The sequence below is a fragment of the Arthrobacter sp. UNC362MFTsu5.1 genome, from assembly GCF_000685965.1.
GTDB lineage: Bacteria > Actinomycetota > Actinomycetes > Actinomycetales > Micrococcaceae > Arthrobacter.
Map to the genome: position 1 here is coordinate 132,189 of NZ_JMLE01000002.1, position 17,082 is coordinate 149,270.

Annotated in this window: 12 protein-coding genes; 4 read left to right on the plus strand and 8 right to left on the minus strand. The window is 65.6% G+C overall.

Going from position 1 to position 17,082, the window contains the following annotated elements:
• Positions 1-124 precede the first annotated feature (124 nt).
• From treZ to glmS, 6 genes are all read right to left on the minus strand, one after another.
• Positions 125-1,879, minus strand: coding sequence for a malto-oligosyltrehalose trehalohydrolase (treZ, locus tag BS38_RS0103350; RefSeq protein ID WP_028269529.1), 1,755 nt, complete (start codon positions 1,877-1,879; stop codon positions 125-127).
• Entirely contained in the window at positions 1,879-4,251 is a 2,373-nt protein-coding gene (gene treY / locus BS38_RS0103355) for a malto-oligosyltrehalose synthase (RefSeq protein WP_028269530.1), read from the minus strand. The genes treZ and treY overlap by 1 nt, the downstream gene beginning before the upstream one ends.
• Complete coding sequence (gene glgX, locus BS38_RS0103360) at positions 4,248-6,503, minus strand: glycogen debranching protein GlgX (protein WP_028269531.1); 2,256 nt, start codon at positions 6,501-6,503, stop codon at positions 4,248-4,250. Before glgX ends, treY begins: the two co-directional genes overlap by 4 nt.
• 90 nt (positions 6,504-6,593) lie before the next feature.
• Entirely contained in the window at positions 6,594-8,120 is a 1,527-nt protein-coding gene (locus BS38_RS0103365; RefSeq protein ID WP_028269532.1) for a bifunctional ADP-dependent NAD(P)H-hydrate dehydratase/NAD(P)H-hydrate epimerase, read from the minus strand.
• Between the two features lie 54 nt (positions 8,121-8,174).
• Positions 8,175-8,522, minus strand: a complete 348-nt coding sequence (locus tag BS38_RS0103370; protein ID WP_011692749.1) for a holo-ACP synthase — start codon at positions 8,520-8,522, stop codon at positions 8,175-8,177.
• A gap of 5 nt (positions 8,523-8,527) precedes the next feature.
• Entirely contained in the window at positions 8,528-10,420 is a 1,893-nt protein-coding gene (glmS, locus tag BS38_RS0103375; RefSeq protein WP_028269533.1) for a glutamine--fructose-6-phosphate transaminase (isomerizing), read from the minus strand.
• 125 nt (positions 10,421-10,545) lie between these two features.
• Here glmS and coaA point away from each other — a divergent pair, with 125 nt between their 5' ends.
• Both coaA and BS38_RS0103385 read left to right on the plus strand, forming a co-directional pair.
• On the plus strand, positions 10,546-11,520 hold the full coding sequence (gene coaA / locus BS38_RS0103380) for a type I pantothenate kinase (protein WP_197024893.1): 975 nt from the start codon (positions 10,546-10,548) through the stop codon (positions 11,518-11,520).
• A gap of 47 nt (positions 11,521-11,567) precedes the next feature.
• Positions 11,568-12,446 (plus strand): M15 family metallopeptidase, encoded by an 879-nt coding sequence (locus tag BS38_RS0103385; protein WP_028269535.1) that lies wholly within the window; start codon positions 11,568-11,570, stop codon positions 12,444-12,446.
• Positions 12,447-12,506: 60 nt separating this feature from the next.
• On the opposite strand, the gene BS38_RS0103390 is transcribed toward BS38_RS0103385, so the two are convergent.
• Entirely contained in the window at positions 12,507-13,568 is a 1,062-nt protein-coding gene (locus tag BS38_RS0103390; RefSeq protein WP_028269536.1) for an acyltransferase family protein, read from the minus strand.
• Between the two features lie 203 nt (positions 13,569-13,771).
• On the opposite strand from BS38_RS0103390, the gene mscL reads away from it, so the two are divergent.
• Complete coding sequence (mscL, locus tag BS38_RS0103395; protein WP_028269537.1) at positions 13,772-14,164, plus strand: large conductance mechanosensitive channel protein MscL; 393 nt, start codon at positions 13,772-13,774, stop codon at positions 14,162-14,164.
• An 83-nt stretch (positions 14,165-14,247) separates the two neighbouring features.
• Here mscL and glmM read toward each other — a convergent pair whose 3' ends face one another.
• On the minus strand, positions 14,248-15,606 hold the full coding sequence (gene glmM, locus BS38_RS0103400; RefSeq protein WP_028269538.1) for a phosphoglucosamine mutase: 1,359 nt from the start codon (positions 15,604-15,606) through the stop codon (positions 14,248-14,250).
• 212 nt (positions 15,607-15,818) lie between these two features.
• On the opposite strand from glmM, the gene BS38_RS0103405 reads away from it, so the two are divergent.
• Complete coding sequence (locus tag BS38_RS0103405) at positions 15,819-17,036, plus strand: glycosyltransferase (RefSeq protein ID WP_442853332.1); 1,218 nt, start codon at positions 15,819-15,821, stop codon at positions 17,034-17,036.
• The last annotated feature ends 46 nt before the right edge of the window (positions 17,037-17,082 follow it).

Consider the following 17,082-nt stretch of genomic DNA (forward strand, 5'->3'; position numbering starts at 1 on the left):
CAATCCTGCCAGCTGTGACGCAGCCTACAGCCAACAAGTCCGTTGTTACGCCGCGGGCTGACAGGAAAAGCCCTGAACATCCCGCGGCGCGGCAACAACCAAACCCGGCAGCAGACCCCTGAAGTCAGCCCTTCAGGATGGCCGCACTCCACGGAGCCAGCACCAGTGCCCCGCCGTGCAAGGCCGTAGCCTCGTCGGTGGCGAGCAGCACTGAGCCCGCAGTGTCCCCGAGCTTGACCGCCTGCTCCGAGAAGTTCAGTGCCACCTGGACGTCTCCGCGGCGGAACCGCAGCCAGCGCTCGTCCTCGCTGAAGTCCACCACGGTGTCCGCGAACTCCAGGCCGGCCAGTTCCGGAGTGGTGCGGCGCAGCGCGGTCAGTGCACGGTAGAGGTCCAGGAGGCGGGCGTGGTCGCCCCCGGCGGCCTCGGCCCAGTTCAGTTTCGACCGGTTGAAGGTCTCCGGATCCTGGGGATCAGGCACGACGGCGGGGTCCCACCCCATGCGCTCGAACTCCTTGATGCGGCCTTCCGCCGTCGCCTTGCCCAGCTCCGGCTCCGGGTGGGAGGTGAAGAACTGCCAGGGCGTGGTGGCACCGTATTCCTCGCCCATGAAGAGCATGGGAGTGAAGGGCGACGTCAGCGTGAGGACAGCGGCCAGGGCCAACTGGCCGTAGGACAGCGACTGGGAAAGCCGGTCGCCCGTGGCGCGGTTGCCGATCTGGTCGTGGTTCTGGCTGCACACCACCAGGGCGGCGGGGTGTACGAGCGACGTGTTGATGGGCCGCCCGTGGTGCCGGCCGCGGAAGCTGGAGTAGCTGCCGTCGTGGAAGAAGCCGTCCCGCAGGACCTTGGCCAGGGCACCCAATGAGTCGAAGTCGCTGTAATACCCTGCGGTCTCACCGCTGACGTTCACGTGGACGGCGTGGTGGAAGTCGTCGCTCCACTGCCCCTCCAGCCCGTAGCCGTTGACATCGCGGGGGTACAGCAGGCGGGGGTTGTTGAGGTCCGACTCCGCGATCATGGTGATCGGCCGGCCGGTTTCCGCGGCCACTGCGTCCCCCAGGGCACCGAATTCCTCGAGGAGGTGGACCGCGCGCTCGTCCTTGAAGGCATGCACGGCGTCGATCCGCAGACCGTCAACGTGGTAATCCCGGAGCCACATGGCCGCGTTGTCCAGGATGTAGCGGCGGACCTCGTCGGAGCCGTTCCCGTCCAGGTTCACCGAGTCGCCCCAGGTGTTCCCCTCCCCGGACTTGAGGTAGGGCCCGAACTTCGGCAGATAGTTCCCGCTGGGGCCGAGGTGGTTGTAGACCACGTCCTGGATGACGCCCAGGCCTGCGCCGTGGGCGGCGTCCACGAAGCTCTGGTACGCCGCCGGGCCGCCGTAGCCCTCATGGACGGTGTACCAGAGGACGCCGTCGTAGCCCCAGTTGTGGGTGCCGTTGAAGCCGTTGACCGGCAGGAGCTCAACGAAGTCGACGCCGAGGTCCTTGAGGTAGCCCAGCTTTCCGGCGGCTGCCTCCAGGGTTCCTTCGGGCGTGAAGGTCCCGATGTGCAGTTCGTAGATGACGGCACCCTGAAGCTCCCGGCCGGACCAGTCCCCGTCCGCCCACTCATGGGCGGACGGGTCAAAGGTACGGGACAGTGAGTGGACGCCCTCGGGCTGGCGGCGGGACCGGGGGTCCGGCAACGGAGTGGTGTCCGTCCCTGGCAGGTAGCCGTAGAACACTTCCCCGTCGGCCGGGGCGTCCGGGGCGGTCCACCAGCCGCCGTCGCGCCGGCTCATGGGGTACTCGGCGCCCTCAGCCAGCAGGGTGATGGCGGTGACGTCGGGGGCCCAGATGTCGAAGCGTCCGCTTCCGCTCAGGGGCCGCGTCATCAGCGGTTCTCCGATCCGTGGGCCGCAGCAGTGGCGGCAGGGGCAGCGTCAGGAACGAGCAACGCTACAGGGTACCCGGCCAGGATGTCCGCAACGCGGACCGTGCCAGGTCCGAAGCCGTTGCCTGTGAGTTCGTCCGTCATGGCTGCCGGCAGCTCCACCGAGGTGTCCTGCCAGCCGCCGGACTGTTCCAGCCCGCGCGGCAGCCTGGTGGCCAAGGTCAGGGCGCCGGCAGACTCGCCGGTTCCGCGGCTGAACGCCACCACGTGCCCGGCGGCCGGACCGGAAGCTGTGACTGCCGTGTAGCCAGTGAAGAGCTCAGGCTGGTCGCGCCGGAGCCGGAGCGCCCGTGAGGTCACCAGCAGCTTGGCTGCGTCGTCCCGGTACGATGCCGGAGGCTCGCCGGCGTCGAGCGCGTCCAGCGCCCGCTGCCGCGCGGCGAAGTCGACGGTGCGGCGGTTGTCCGGATCGGTGAGCGAGCGGTCCCAGAACTCGGTGCCCTGGTACACGTCGGGGACGCCCGGCATGGTCAGCTGCACCAGTTTCGCGGACAGCGCGTTGGCGGCGCCGTACGGTTCCAGGAGTGCCACGAAGGCCTCCAGTTCGGCACGCACATCCGGGTTGTCGAACGCGGCATCGACGGCGGCGGCCAGCTTTTGCTCAAACGCCTCGTTCGGGTCCAGCCAGTCGGTGGAATTGCCGGCCTCGCGGGCAGCCTTGGTGGCGTATTGCTGCAGGCGTTCCCGGGAGGCGGGCCACGCCCCCGCGATGGCCTGCCACAGCAGGCTGGCCAACGGCCCGTCAGGCAGCGGGGCAAGTTCCTGCAGTTTGGCCAGGACCTGCTCCCATTCGGTCACGAACTCGGAGATCACCGAAATCCGGGCCCGGGTGTCCTCGCTGCGCTTGGTGTCGTGGGTGCTGAGCGTGGTCATGGACAACGGCAGTTCGGCTTCACGCCGCGCCATCCGGTGGTGGAATTCCGCCGGGTCAAGGGCGAACTCGGTGGGGTCGGCACCCACCTCGGTCAGGGTGCCCAGCCGGGTGTAGCGGAAGAACGCGGTGTCCTCCACGCCCTTGGCCATCACCATGCCGGAGGTTTGCTGGAAGCGCTGTGCCAGCGCCGAACCGGCATCCAGCAGCAGCGGCTGCAGGAGGTCCACCGCGGGTGCCAGGTCGGGCCGGTTCCGCGCAGCCAGGCTGCAGGCTTCCTTCAGGACTTCCTCGCCGTACGGGAGGTAGGTCCGGTACACGGGGAAGGCGGCAATGATCTCGGAGATGGCATCAGCAGCCCGCCCGCCATCCAGCACCGTCCCGGCGGGGTCGGTTCCGGACGGAATAAGCCGCTCCAGCCGGAGGATCTCCGAGTGCAGGATACCGTCGGTGATCCGGCGCTTGGTTCCGCGGATCATCTCCTCGTAGTCTGCCGGTTCTCCGCCGCGGAGCCTGCCGTCGAGCTGGTCAAGGGCCGCCTCCGCCGAAGGGTCCACGAAAAGCCGGTCCACGTCCGCCAGGGCGTCGTAGCCGGTGGTGCCTTCGCACTCGAACGAAGCCGGCAGCTCCTCCCCCGGTTCCAGGATCTTCTCGATCAGCAGGTACCTGCCGCCGGTCGCTTCGCGGAGCCGCCGCAGGTAGCCCTCCGGGTCGGCCAGCCCGTCCGGGTGGTCGATCCGGAGTCCGTCCGCCAGCCCCTCGCGGAACCAGCGGACCACTTCGGCATGCGCTTCGTCGAATACCCGGGGGACTTCCACCCGGATGCCGGCCAGCGTATTGACGGCGAAAAAGCGGCGGTAGTTGAGCTCGTTGTCCGCGCGGCGCCAGCCCACGAGTTCGTAGTTCTGGCGGTCGTGGACGTCGCGGGGGTCGTCCCCGTCGGTGTAGCTGCCGTCGGCCAGCGGGAAACGGTGGTCGTAGTAGCGGAGCTCGCCGTCGCGGACTTCGAGCTTGTCCAGCTCGTCATCGCTTCCCAGCACAGGGAGCCGGATGCGTCCGCCTGCGACGTCCCAGTCGACGTCGAACGCTTCCGCGTAACGGGACTTCCGCCCTTCCTTGAGGAGGGACCACCACCAGGGGTTCTGGTACGGCGACGCCACTCCCACGTGGTTGGGCACGATGTCCACGAGCACGCCCATGCCGGCGTCCCGGGCCGCCCGGGACACCGCTTCGAGGCCGTCGGGGCCGCCGCGGTCGGGGTCCACCGCGGACGGGTCCGTGACGTCGTACCCGTGGTCCGACCCCTTTTCAGCCGTCAGGATCGGGGACAGGTAGATCCAGTCCGCGCCCAGCGACTTCAGGTAGGAAACCTGGGCCGCAGCGTCCTGGAGCGTAAAGGAAGGGCGGATCTGGAGCCGGTAGGTGGAGACAGGCGTCCTCATGAATCCGCCTTGCCCTTCGCCTTTATCTTCCTGGTCTGCGCGGGTTCCGGGATGGCCGGCGTGGTGAGTGCCGCGGTGTCGCTGGTGGTTGTCTGGGACAGGGCCGCGAGCGATGCCGCCACCGAGTGGTCCGGTTCCGTTTCCGGGACGCTGTGGGCGCGGAGTACCACGAGGGACTTGGCGGCCACGGGCAGTGCGTCTCCGGCTTCCACCGGTTCGGTATCCGCGTTGTGCCCTGCAGTGTCGATGATGATGTCCCAGGCGGGCGCGTATTCGTCGGACGGCAGCGTGAACTTCACTTCGTCGTCGTGCGCGTTGAAGTAGAGCACAAAGTTGACGTCGGTGATGCGGCGGCCGCGTTCGTCCCGGCCGCGGATGCCGTCGCCGTTGAGGAACATGCCCACCGAGCGGCCGAAGCCGCTGTCCCAGTCCTCGGGCTTCATGGTGGAGCCGTCAACGTCCAGCCATTCGATGTCCGGAAGCCGTTCGCCCTCGCCGCGGAGGACCGGCCTGCCGTCGAAGAAGCGGCTGCGCCGGAAGGTGGGGTGCTTGTGCCGGAGGGCGTTCACGGCGGCGGTGAATTCCACCAGCGGCTGGTCCACGTTGTCCCAGTTGATCCAGGTCAGCTCGGAGTCCTGGCAGTAGCCGTTGTTGTTGCCCTGCTGGGTGCGGCCCAGTTCGTCGCCGTGCAGGATCATCGGCACACCCTGCGAAAGCAGCAGCGAGGCGATGAAGTTGCGCTGCTGCCGGGCGCGGAGGCCCAGGACCTTGGGATCGTCAGTGGGGCCTTCGGCGCCGCAGTTCCACGAGCGGTTGTGCGATTCGCCGTCGTTGTTGTCTTCCCCGTTGGCTTCATTGTGCTTCTCGTTGTAGGACACCAGGTCCTGCAGGGTGAAGCCGTCGTGGGCGGTGACGAAGTTGATCGAAGCGACCGGACGGCGGCCGGAGTGCTCGTAGAGGTCGGCGGAGCCGGTGATCCTGGAGGCGAATTCGCCAAGCGTCGCCGGCTCTCCGCGCCAGAAGTCGCGGACCGTGTCGCGGTACTTGCCGTTCCATTCCGTCCACTGCGGCGGGAAGTTGCCCACCTGGTAGCCGCCGGGGCCGACGTCCCACGGCTCGGCGATCAGCTTGACCTGGGACACTACCGGATCCTGCTGGATGAGTTCGAAGAAGGTGGACAGCTTGTCCACGTCATAGAATTCGCGCGCCAGGGTGGAGGCGAGGTCGAACCGGAAACCGTCCACGTGCATTTCCGTGACCCAGTAACGCAGGGAATCCATCAGGAGCTGCAGCGAGTGGGGGTGGCGGACGTTGAGCGAGTTGCCGGTGCCCGTGTAGTCCATGTAGTGCTTCTCGTCGCCGTCCATGAGCCGGTAGTAGGCGGCGTTGTCGATGCCCTTGAAGGACAGAGTGGGGCCTAGGTGGTTGCCTTCGGCGGTGTGGTTGTAAACGACGTCGAGGATCACTTCGATGCCCGCCTGGTGCAGCGAGCGGACCATGGCTTTGAAGTCCTGCACCTGCTGGCCGGTGTCACCGGTGGAGCTGTAGCTGTTGTGCGGGGCGAAGAAACCGATGGTGTTGTAGCCCCAGTAGTTGTTGAGGCCCTTGTCCTCCAGGATGCCGTCGTTGACGAACTGGTGCACCGGCATCAGCTCGATCGCCGTGACGCCCAGCTTCTGCAGGTGGGAGATGACCGAGGGGTGGGCGACGCCGGCGTAGGTGCCGCGCTGGTCCTCCGGCACCTCCGGGTGCAGCTGGGTCAGGCCCTTGACGTGGGCCTCGTAGATCACGGACTTGTGGTACGGGACGCGGGGCAGGTGGTCGCCGTCCCAGTCGAAGAACGGGTTGATCACCACGCCCATCATCATGTGGGCGGCGGAATCGGCGTCATTGCGGGAATCGGGATCGCCCATGTTGTAGGAGAACAGCGCGGGGTCCCAGTCGATCTGGCCGTGCACGGCCTTGGCGTAGGGGTCCAGCAGCAGCTTGTTCGGGTTGAACCGGTTGCCGGAGTCGGGATCGTAGGCGCCGTGGACGCGGTATCCGTATTTCTGTCCGGGCTGGATGTGCGGCAGGTAGCAGTGCCAGACGTAGCCGTCCACTTCGAGGAGCTCGATCCGGGTCTCCGCGCCCTTGTCGTCGAAGAGGCACAGTTCCACCTTGTCGGCCCTTTCGCTGAACAGCGCAAAGTTCGTGCCAGTGCCGTTAAAAGTGGCTCCCAGTGGGTATGCCGATCCGGGCCAGACTTCCATGTGTACTCCTCGTGCGTGACGAATAAATCTCTAGACAGACTACTAGTAAGTAGGATTACTATTATGTTTCCTGCGTCTTGCGCCAAATGATTACAAAGTCCGCATCACCTCGGGCAGGTGGCTGGCGATGGCACCGGCGGTGACGGGTCCGCCGGCGGAGGCAAGGGTTCCGGCTCGGCCGTGCAGGCTCGCCGCCATTGCGCCGATGGCCGCCCAGCGCTGTTCCGCGGAGATCCCGCACGCGTCAAACTTGTCCTCGTCGTCCGAATGCTGGGCCAGCAGGGAGCCGAGGATCCCGGCCAGCACATCGCCGCTTCCGGCGGTGGCCATCCACGGGGTGGCTTCCGACTGGCTGAAAACCGGGCCCGACGGCGGCGCCACCAGTGTGGTGGCGCCCTTCAGCAGGACGGTGGCTCCGGTGCGTTCGGACGCCTGGCGAACGGCATCGAGCGTGGCGCCGTCAACGCCCTGCCGCCCCAGGTCGATCCCGTAGCGCTGCAGGAGGCGGGCCAGTTCGCCGCCGTGGGGCGTGAGCACCACACGCGGCGGCAGGACGTCCGGGAGGGCCGGCAGCGCGCCGGCGTCGGCAGCCACGGGCAGTCCGGTCTCCACGGCGTCGCGCGCGCGGCGGAGCTGGTCGTCGTCACGGTCGGCGATGCCCGGGCCAACCAGCCAGGCCTGGACGTGGGCGTCGGCCACGGCATCCGGCCCGCACACTACCTCCGGGCAGGCCTGCCGGACCAGCCGGGTTGCCTCGGGCGGGCCGAGGTACCGGACCATGCCGGCCCCCGCCGCGAGGGCGCCCCGGCAGGCGAGCACGGCGGCACCCGGGTACTGCTGTGAGCCGGCAACGATTCCCAGGACACCGCGGGTGTACTTGTGGGAGCGGCGGGCCGGCGGGGGCAGCAGGCGGGCAAGGTCGGCGGATTCCAGGCGCCGCAGCACCGGCAGGGGCAGTTCGGTTTCGATGCCGATGGGTATGACCAGTACGCGTCCGGCGTGGTCGGCGCCGGGATCGGCGAGCAGGCCGGCCTTCGCGCCGCCGAAAGTCACGGTGATATCGGCTGGAAGGACCGGGTCATAGGACTCGCCGGTGTCCGCGTTCACTCCGCTGGGAATGTCGCAGGCCACCACAAACCCGTGTGCCCCGCCGTTCAGCTTCTCGATCAGGGACGCCGCGGCGCCGCGGAGGCCTCCCTGGGCGCCGGTCCCCAGCACGGCATCAATGACGACGTCGGCGCGGGCGCCGGCCGCTGCCAGCTCGCCAGCGTTGTGGTCGCTGAGGGTCAGGGTACGGCCGCCGGCCCGTTCAAAGGCGGCCAGGCCGTCAGGGTGGGCGTCACCGGCGGTGAGCACCGCCGTCGTACGCATTCCCCGGGCAGCCAGGAAAGCGGCGGCGAAAAGCCCGTCTCCCCCGTTGTTGCCTTTGCCGGCAAGGACGGCGACGCTCGCACCATAGGGGCGGATCCCGCGCGAAACAAGCTCACGGACCACGGCGTTGGCCAGCCCGTAGGCTGCGCGTTGCATAAGAACAGCGCCCGCACCAGAGTCCAGGCTTGCCTGAAAGAACCGTTTTTCGGCCTCCCGTATTTGGGTTCCGGTGTAGGCGCTGATCATATTCAGTCCAATCGGTGCTGGGTCCGCGGCAGGGCTGTCAGGTGAAAGTCCGCGTCAGCCCTCCGCGAGGACGGTCGCCGTGGCGATTCCGCCGTCGTGGCTCATCGAGAGGTGCCAGCGTTTGACGCCCTTGGACTCGGCGACGGCCAGCACGGTGCCTTTAACCTGGATGGTGGGCCCGTTCTGGTCAAGGCCGATCCAGCAGTCCTGCCAGTTCATGCCCGCCGGCGCGCCCAATACCTTGGCCACGGCTTCCTTGGCCGCAAAGCGCGCGGCCAGGGAGCGGGTGTTCAGTTCCCGTTCGGCCGGAACGAACAGCCTGTCACGGAGCCCGGGGGTCCGCTCCAGCTGCCGGCCGAACCGTTCAATGTCTACGACGTCTACGCCAATGCCAACAATCATGCGGCTTATTCTACGGTCACGCTCTTGGCCAGGTTGCGTGGCTGGTCCACGTCGTATCCCTTGGCCGTGGCAAGTTCGAGGGCGAAGATCTGCAGCGGAACGGCGGCCAGCAGCGGCGCCAGGAGCGTAGGCGTCTCGGGGATGTAGAAGACGTGCTCGGCGTAGGCCTTGACCGCTTCGTCGCCTTCCTCGGCGATGACGATGGTCTTCGCGCCGCGGGCCCGGACTTCCTGGATGTTGGAGACCACCTTGGCGTGCAGCGAGTTCCGGCCGCGCGGGGACGGGACCACCACGAAGACCGGCTGGCCTTCCTCGATCAGCGCGATCGGGCCGTGCTTCAGCTCGCCGGCGGCAAAGCCCTCGGCGTGGATGTACGCCAGTTCCTTGAGCTTGAGCGCGCCTTCCATGGCCACCGGGAACCCGACGTGGCGGCCCAGGAACAGCACGGACTTGGCCCCGGCCATGGACCGGGCCAGGTCCTTGATCTCGTCAACATGGTCCAGGACCTGCTGGATCTTTGCCGGGACCTTGCCCAGGTCGGCCAGGATGTCCTTGATCTCGCCCTGGAACTTGTTGCCGCGCAGCTGTGCCAGATACAGGCCCAGCAGGTAGGCGGCGGTGATCTGCGCCAGGAAGGCCTTGGTGGAGGCGACGGCGATCTCCGGTCCGGCGTGCGTGTACAGCACGGCGTCGGATTCGCGCGGGATGGTGGAGCCGTTGGTGTTGCAGATGGAGAGGGTCTTGGCGCCCTGTTCCTTCGCGTAGCGGACGGCCATCAGGGTGTCCATGGTCTCGCCGGACTGCGAGATGGACACAATCAGCGTGTTCTCGTCCACGATCGGGTCGCGGTAGCGGAACTCGTGGGAGAGCTCCACCTCGGTGGCGATCCGGCACCAGTGCTCGATCGCGTACTTGGCCACCTGGCCGGAGTACGCGGAGGTGCCGCAGGCCAGCACGATGATCTTGTTGATCTTCTTCAGGTGCTCCGGGTCGATGCGCATTTCATCGAGGGTCAGCTTGCCGTCAAGGTCCGAGCGGCCCAGCAGGGTGTTGGCGACGGCGTCGGGCTGGTCATGGATCTCCTTCTCCATGAAGGACGGGTAGCCGCCCTTCTCGGCCGAGGCCGGATCCCAGTCAACGTGGTATTCCTTGCCCTGGGCCGGGGCGCCGAAGAAGTCGGTGATCTCCACGGTGTCCGCGGTGATGGTCACGATCTGGTCCTGGCCCAGCTCCACGGCCCGGCGGGTGTAGTCGATGAAGCCGGAGACGTCTGAGCCGAGGAAGTTCTCGCCCTCGCCCAGGCCCACCACGAGCGGGGAGTTGCGGCGGGCGGCGACGACGACGTCGGGCTGATCCGCGTGCACGGCCAGCAGGGTGAAGGCGCCTTCCAGTCGCTGGCAGGCAAGCTGCATGGCCTTGGTGAGGCCGCCGTTGGAGGCGTCGCCGTTCAGCTGGTTCCGGAAGATGTCGCCCAGCAGCGCCGCGGCCACCTCGGTGTCCGTCTCGGACGCGAACACGGTGCCCTTTTCGAGCAGTTCCAGCTTGAGCTCGGCGAAGTTTTCGATGATGCCGTTGTGGATCAGGGCCAGCTTGCCGCCGTCGGACAGGTGCGGGTGCGCATTCTGGTCCGTGGGGCCGCCGTGCGTGGCCCAGCGGGTGTGCCCGATCCCGGTGACGGAATCCGGCAGCGGCTTCTCTTCCAGTTCAGCGAGCAGGTTGCTCAGCTTTCCGGACTTCTTGCGCGACGAAATGGTTCCGTCCGCCACCACAGCAACGCCTGCCGAGTCATACCCGCGGTACTCCAGACGGCGGAGTCCCTCAAGGACAACGTCCAACGCGCCGTGGCCAACATTTACCCGGCCTGACGAATGGCCTACGTATCCTACGATTCCACACATAGAGCCAAGCTTATATGGAGTAGTGGTCCGCTGAGGTCTGGCACGGCCCCGGCGACACTGTTCCCGGGCCCCGTTGCAGCGGATGCGACGCCCTGCATTTCGCTCTCAGCGTCGCGGAGGGCAGAATCTCTAACGTGACTTTGCAACGCAACGAAGCGAATGGAGAGGGCGTCTCCCCGTTCGTGGAGCTGGACAGGCAGACCTGGTCCCGGCTCGCAGCCCAGATGGAACAGCCTCTTAACGAAGAGGACGTGGTCCGTCTCAGAGGGCTCGGTGATCCGCTGGACATGAAGGAAGTCCGCGAAGTCTATTTGCCCCTGTCCCGGCTGCTTCACCTCTACGTCGAGGCCGCGGGCCAGCTGCACGCCGCCACCACCACCTTCCTCGGCGAGCAGACGCAGCGCACCCCCTTTGTGATCGGCGTGGCCGGTTCCGTGGCCGTGGGCAAGTCCACCATCGCCCGCGTGCTCCGTGAGATGCTCCGCCGCTGGCCCGGGACGCCGAACGTGGAGCTCATTACCACCGACGGTTTCCTGTATCCCCTGGCAGAGCTCAAGCGCCGGCACCTCCTGGAGCGGAAGGGTTTCCCGGAGTCGTACGACCGCCGAGCCCTGCTCCGCTTCGTGAGCGAGATCAAGGGCGGCGCGGAAGAGGTCCGGGCACCCTGGTACTCCCACGTCACGTACGACATTGTGCCCGGCAAGGAAGTGGTGGTCCGCCGCCCGGACGTGCTGATCGTCGAAGGCTTGAACGTCCTGGCACCCGCCCGGCCCCGCCATGACGGCAAGCAGGGGCTCGCGCTGAGCGACTTCTTCGACTTCTCCATCTACGTGGACGCGAAGACCTCCTATATCGAGGAATGGTACGTGGACCGGTTCCGCAAGCTGCGCACCACCGCCTTCGCCCAGCCGGAATCCTACTTCCACCGCTATGCGACGCTGTCCGACGAGGAAGCAGAAAGCACCGCCCGCGACATCTGGAAACGCATCAACGAGCCCAACCTCGAGGAAAACGTCCTCCCCACGCGGGGCAGGGCGCAGCTCGTGCTCACCAAGGAAGCGGATCACTCCATCCGCCGCATGCTCCTGCGGAAGGTCTAGCACAGGCGTGCCACAACTGTTCTGCGGTTCCTGGGGCTGCTGAATCCGTGCCTGCTCCCACAGCACCGACCCGGCGGGCCATCGCAAGGCTCCTGGCCGCCGGCGCGGGACTGACTGCATTGGCAGCCTGCACGCCCGACGGCGGAAACCGGCCGCCGTCGTCGGCTTCCCCGTCCGTAACTTCCGCCTCCGCTTCGCAGGCGGCACCGCCGTCGTCCGCCGGCCCGGAGACGAGCGCTGCCGCCACCGAACCCGGAACGGTGGCCGCGCCGGCACCCACTGCCGCGCCGACGCCTACGTCGCCCGCGGCCGGACTGGCCCAGCAGCATTCGTTGACGGATCCCGCCAGCCCGTGGCTGGTGGTCAACAAGCACCGGCCGCTCTCCCCCGCCGACTACGTCCCGGCGGACCTCGTCCAGCCCAACATCGCCCTGGCCGTTTCGGGCGAGTCGGCGCAGCTAAACAGCACCACGGCGGCTGCCGCGGAGCAGATGTTCGCCGCGGCCGCGGGAGACGGCGTCACCATGACGCTGGCGAGCGGTTACCGGTCCTACGGCACCCAGGTGGCAACGTACAACAGCTATGTGGCGTCCAGGGGTCAGGCCGAGGCGGACACAGCTTCGGCCAGGCCCGGGTTCTCGGAGCACCAGACCGGCTGGGCCTTCGACATCGGCGACGGCGGCGGGGCGTGCGGGTTCCAGCCGTGTTTCGCCGAGCAGCCGGCCGCGGTGTGGGCCAAAGCCAACGCCCACCGCTTCGGCTTCGTGGTGCGGTACCCGTGGATGTTCCACCAGATCACGGGCTACTACTACGAGTCCTGGCACCTGAGATACATCGGCGTGGAAGCCGCCATGGACATGGCCGCCAAGGGCATCGTGACGCTGGAAGAGTACTTCGGACTGGAAGCGGCGCCGGGGTACTTGTAGGGCGGTCACGTTCAGCCCTTCTCGCCAGGGACGCGGTGTATCGTCGACCCGCGTCAGGTCTCAGGCCAGCGCCAATGCGGATGCGAAGCGAGGGGTGAAGACTCGCCGACCAAAGCGCTGCGCAGGACCTTCAATCAGCACACAGCTCAGCCAAGCCAAAGGGGCTGTTGCCAGTACGGAAAATACGGCAAAGCCACCCAATGGCACCAGGGCGTCCACTCCAGCCAAAGCAAGGAGCTGCTGAACTGGCCAGCCATAGATGTACATGCCGTAGGAAATGTCGTATCGAGAACCGATTCGGTGGAGCGCCGGCGACGAACCGAACCAAAGGATTAAGTACGCCAAGGGCAGTGGGCAGAAGGCGATGAAGAAATCCGCAGAGTACGACAGAGCAAGCAGAGCCGCGGCGACCATTGCGATGTCTCCTCGCAAGAAGACCCTTGACCGGAAGAGGCACAAAACAGATCCGGCGAGAAAGGTTGCGGTCGGGCAAAGAATTTTTCCCCATGGCCCTGCCGTAGGACCCTGGGCCATCACCTGAAAAACAAGAGTGCCCATCGCTAGGCCGAAAAAGATTGCGATGGCTACGCGAAACAACTCGGGCTTTAGCAGCGCGAGCGATCCAACCAGGGCATAGCACAGGACCTCCCAGAAGAGCGTCCAGAGCGGCGAGTTCCATTCGTCGGCCCCTGGCACATCGGCAAGAGTGGAGCCAATAGGAACATTGCCTAATTGCGTGCCGATAAGTGAAAGGTTGTTTGCGACGAAAGCCGTTGCATCGAAAGTGCTGTACGTTCCACTGCCAAGGAATGCCCCGATCGGGGCCATAACAAAGGCGATCAACATCAAGCAAACGACCAACCCCGGTACTATCCGGAGGAAACGCGCACGGAAGAACGCAGCAACGTTCCTGGAACGCAGCCTGCTGAGTGTTATGAGATATCCAGAGATTCCAAAGAAACCCACTACGGCCCAGGATCCCAACTGACCGCCGGCCACCGCCGGTCCGGGTCCGAGCCCCGTCAACCACCAGCTGTGCGCGACAATAACCCAGACAGCCAAAATTAGTCGCATGCCGTTTAGCGAGTTTCGAGTCGCGCCCAACGCGTTCTCCAGTGTCATTCCGTCGGCCCCCCATCCGTAGTTGGGCAAGCATACGGCTACAAAGTCATTAGTCTGAAGAGTAGTCCGCTAACTTTAACACCGGCACGCCCCGACACATATGAAACCAATTCCCGCCGTCAAGGGCCAGTGACCGACGACACACCCCGCGAAATTACCCTACTGTCACACCGTGTTCACAAGACAGGGTTAAGCTCAGTCCCATGTTGACCGGATTCAAGAATTTTATTATGAAGGGCAACGTCGTAGACCTTGCCGTCGCAGTGGTCATGGGTGCCGCCTTCGGCGCCGTCGTGACCTCAATCGTTGAAGGCTTGCTGACTCCACTGATCGGCCGTCTGTTCAATGCCAAGGGCATTGAAGAAATGCAGTGGGAGGGGTTCATGTACGGATCCGTCATCTCCTCCATCATTTCGTTCCTGCTGGTGGCAGCCGCCATCTACTTCGTGGTCATCATGCCGATGAACCACATGATCGAACGCCGCAACCGCCGGCTCGGTATTGATACCGAAGTCAAGGAAGAGGCCGCCGAGGACCCCCAGATCGCACTCCTCACGGAAATCCGCGATTCCCTCCAGGCCAGGCCCCGGGCCTAGCTTCCGGGACATAACAAAGTGGTCCGCCTCCGGAGAGGCGGACCACTTTTTGTTTGCTGGATCGGGCTAGGCTACGGTCTGGGTCAGGCTGCGGGCGCTACCGCCAGTCGTTCCTGCACCACGGCCGCGAGATGCTTGCAGATCCGTTCGGCGGTGGGCATGTCGGCAGCCTCCACCATCACACGCACCAAGGCCTCGGTTCCGGACGGCCGGAGGAGCACACGGCCGGTCTCGCCGAGTTCCGCGGAAGCCTCCGCCACAGCAGCCAGAACCCCTTCGTCGGTCCCAGCCCGGGCCTTGTCCACGTTCTTGACGTTGATCATCAGCTGCGGAAGCTTGGTCATCACTGTGGCGAGTTCCTTCAAGGGCTTGCCCGTGAGAGCCACCTGGGCGGCCAGCTGCAGGCCGGTCAGGAGGCCGTCGCCTGTAGTGGCGTGATCGGCGAAGATCACGTGACCGGACTGCTCGCCGCCAAGGTTGTAGCCGCCGTCGCGCATTTCCTCGAGAACGTAGCGGTCCCCCACCGCAGTTTCGCGGATGGTGATGCCGGCGTTGCGGAGGGCGATCTTCAAGCCGAGGTTGCTCATGACAGTGGCCACCAGGACGTTGTCCGTGAGCTTGCCGGATTCCTTCAGCGCCAGGGCGAGGATGGCCATGATCTGGTCACCGTCCACCTCGTTGCCTTCATGGTCGATGGCAAGGCACCGGTCGGCGTCACCGTCGTGGGCGATGCCCAGGTCCGCACCGTGTTCCACCACTGCGCGCTGGAGGGCGCCGAGGTGGGTTGAGCCCACGCCGTCGTTGATGTTCAGGCCGTCGGGCTCGGCGCCAATGACCACGATCTCGGCGCCGGCGTCGTTGAAGAGCTGCGGTGAACAGCCGCTGGCTGCGCCGTGGGCGCAGTCGAGAACCACTTTCAGCCCGTCGAGGCGGTGCGGCAGGGTTCCGAGGAGGTGGACGATGTAGCGGTCCTCGGCGTCGGAGAACGTCTGGATACGGCCCACGTCGCTGCCTGTGGGCCGGACAGGGTCTTTGCCCATCTGCGCCTCGATGGCATCTTCCACCTCGTCAGGCAGCTTCTGGCCGCCCCGCGCGAAGAATTTGATGCCGTTGTCCGGCGCCGGGTTGTGGGAGGCAGAGATCATGACGCCGAAGTCGGCGTTAAGGTCGGCCACCAGGTAGGCGGCGGCAGGTGTGGGGAGGACGCCGGCGTCGTAGACATCGATGCCGGAACTGGAGAGTCCCGCCGCGACCGCTGCCGAGATGAACTCGCCGCTGGCACGCGGATCGCGCGCCACCACGGCGCGCGGACGGGTGCCGTTGGTGGTGCGTTCGTGGCCGAGTACGACGGCGGCCGCTTGCGCCAGCTGCATCGCCAGCTCTGCTGTGAGCAGGCCGTTAGCCAGGCCCCGGACACCATCTGTTCCAAATAATCTAGACATCGGGTCAAGTTTAGACGATGGACCCACTGGGCCGGGCTGTCCCTCACCGTGCTTGTGGTGACAGGTGACGCGCAGGTAGTACGCAGCCCCAGGAGGCTACTCGTTTGGACTACTTGGATATGCCGCACTTTGTACTCGTCTTTCCCAAAACCCCTCGTCAGAGCTACTAGTGGCTCTCTAGCATTCGAGGCATGACACCTAGCTCTGGGGGCTTGGCGCTCGAAATCGTAGTACCGGTCTTCAACGAAGAGTCGGTGCTCGAGAAAAGCATCAGCAGGCTCGCCGAATACTTATCGCAGGAAATGCCTTCAACGTGGCAAATTACCATCGCGGACAATGCCAGCACGGACAACACTGCTGTCATCGCCACACGCTTAGCAACGCAATTGCCCAACGTTGTTTATCGCAGGCTGCAGGTCAAAGGCCGGGGCTTTGCACTGAGGGACGCATGGGGGGCCTCGACCGCAAGGGTCTTGGCGTACCTCGACGTCGACCTCTCTACGGATCTGGCAGCACTGCCTCCGCTGGTTGCCCCGTTGCTGTCCGGCCATTCGGACGTATCCATTGGCACCAGGTTGGGCGCCACCTCCAGAGTCAGCCGCGGCCCCAAACGGGAATTCATTTCCCGCTGCTACAACTTTCTTCTCAAGCGGACCATGCAGGTCAAGTTCTCTGACGCACAGTGCGGTTTCAAAGCCATCCGAGCTGACGTAGCGAAGAAGCTACTTCCGCTCGTGGAGGACAACGGCTGGTTCTTCGACACCGAACTGCTCATAATCGCCGAACGTTCAGGGCTCCGGATCCATGAGATACCCGTGGATTGGGTTGACGATCCCGATAGCCGAGTCGACATCAGGCAGACGGCTGTGGATGATCTGCGGGGCCTGATCAGGGTTGGAGGAGGGCTGATGAAGGGTTCCATTCCAGTTCAAGCCATCTATGCGGAACTTGGGCGCAGACCTTTTGTTCCGCCCGGTCGTCCAAGCTTCTTTGGTCAGGTCCTGCGATTCGGACTTGTCGGTGCGGCCTCCACCATCGCCTTCGCTTTGCTCTACCTCGTCCTTCAGGGACCGATGGGCGCGCAGCAAGCCAACTTCATGTCTCTGCTGTTAACAGCGGTGGGGAATACCGCTGCGAACCGCAGATTCACTTTCGGGATCAGAGGTCCGGCCAGGCTCTTCACACAGCAGTTCCAAGGCATGATCGTATTCCTGTTGGCTTGGACCATCACCTCCGCTTCACTGGCAGCACTCCATACTGTCTACTTGGATGCCACGCCAAGCCATGAGCTGATCGTCCTGACCGCGGCTAACGTCCTGGCTACGCTGATGAGGTTCGTACTGCTTCGGCTCTGGGTGTTTCGCAGGCGGAGCTCCACTGCGCCGGTGCACGCCGTTAGCCTGACCCCATCCAAAGAGCCGGCACTGTGAGCCGCCTAGCCGCACAGGCCGAGCTGTCAGCAAAGGGCGAACATGG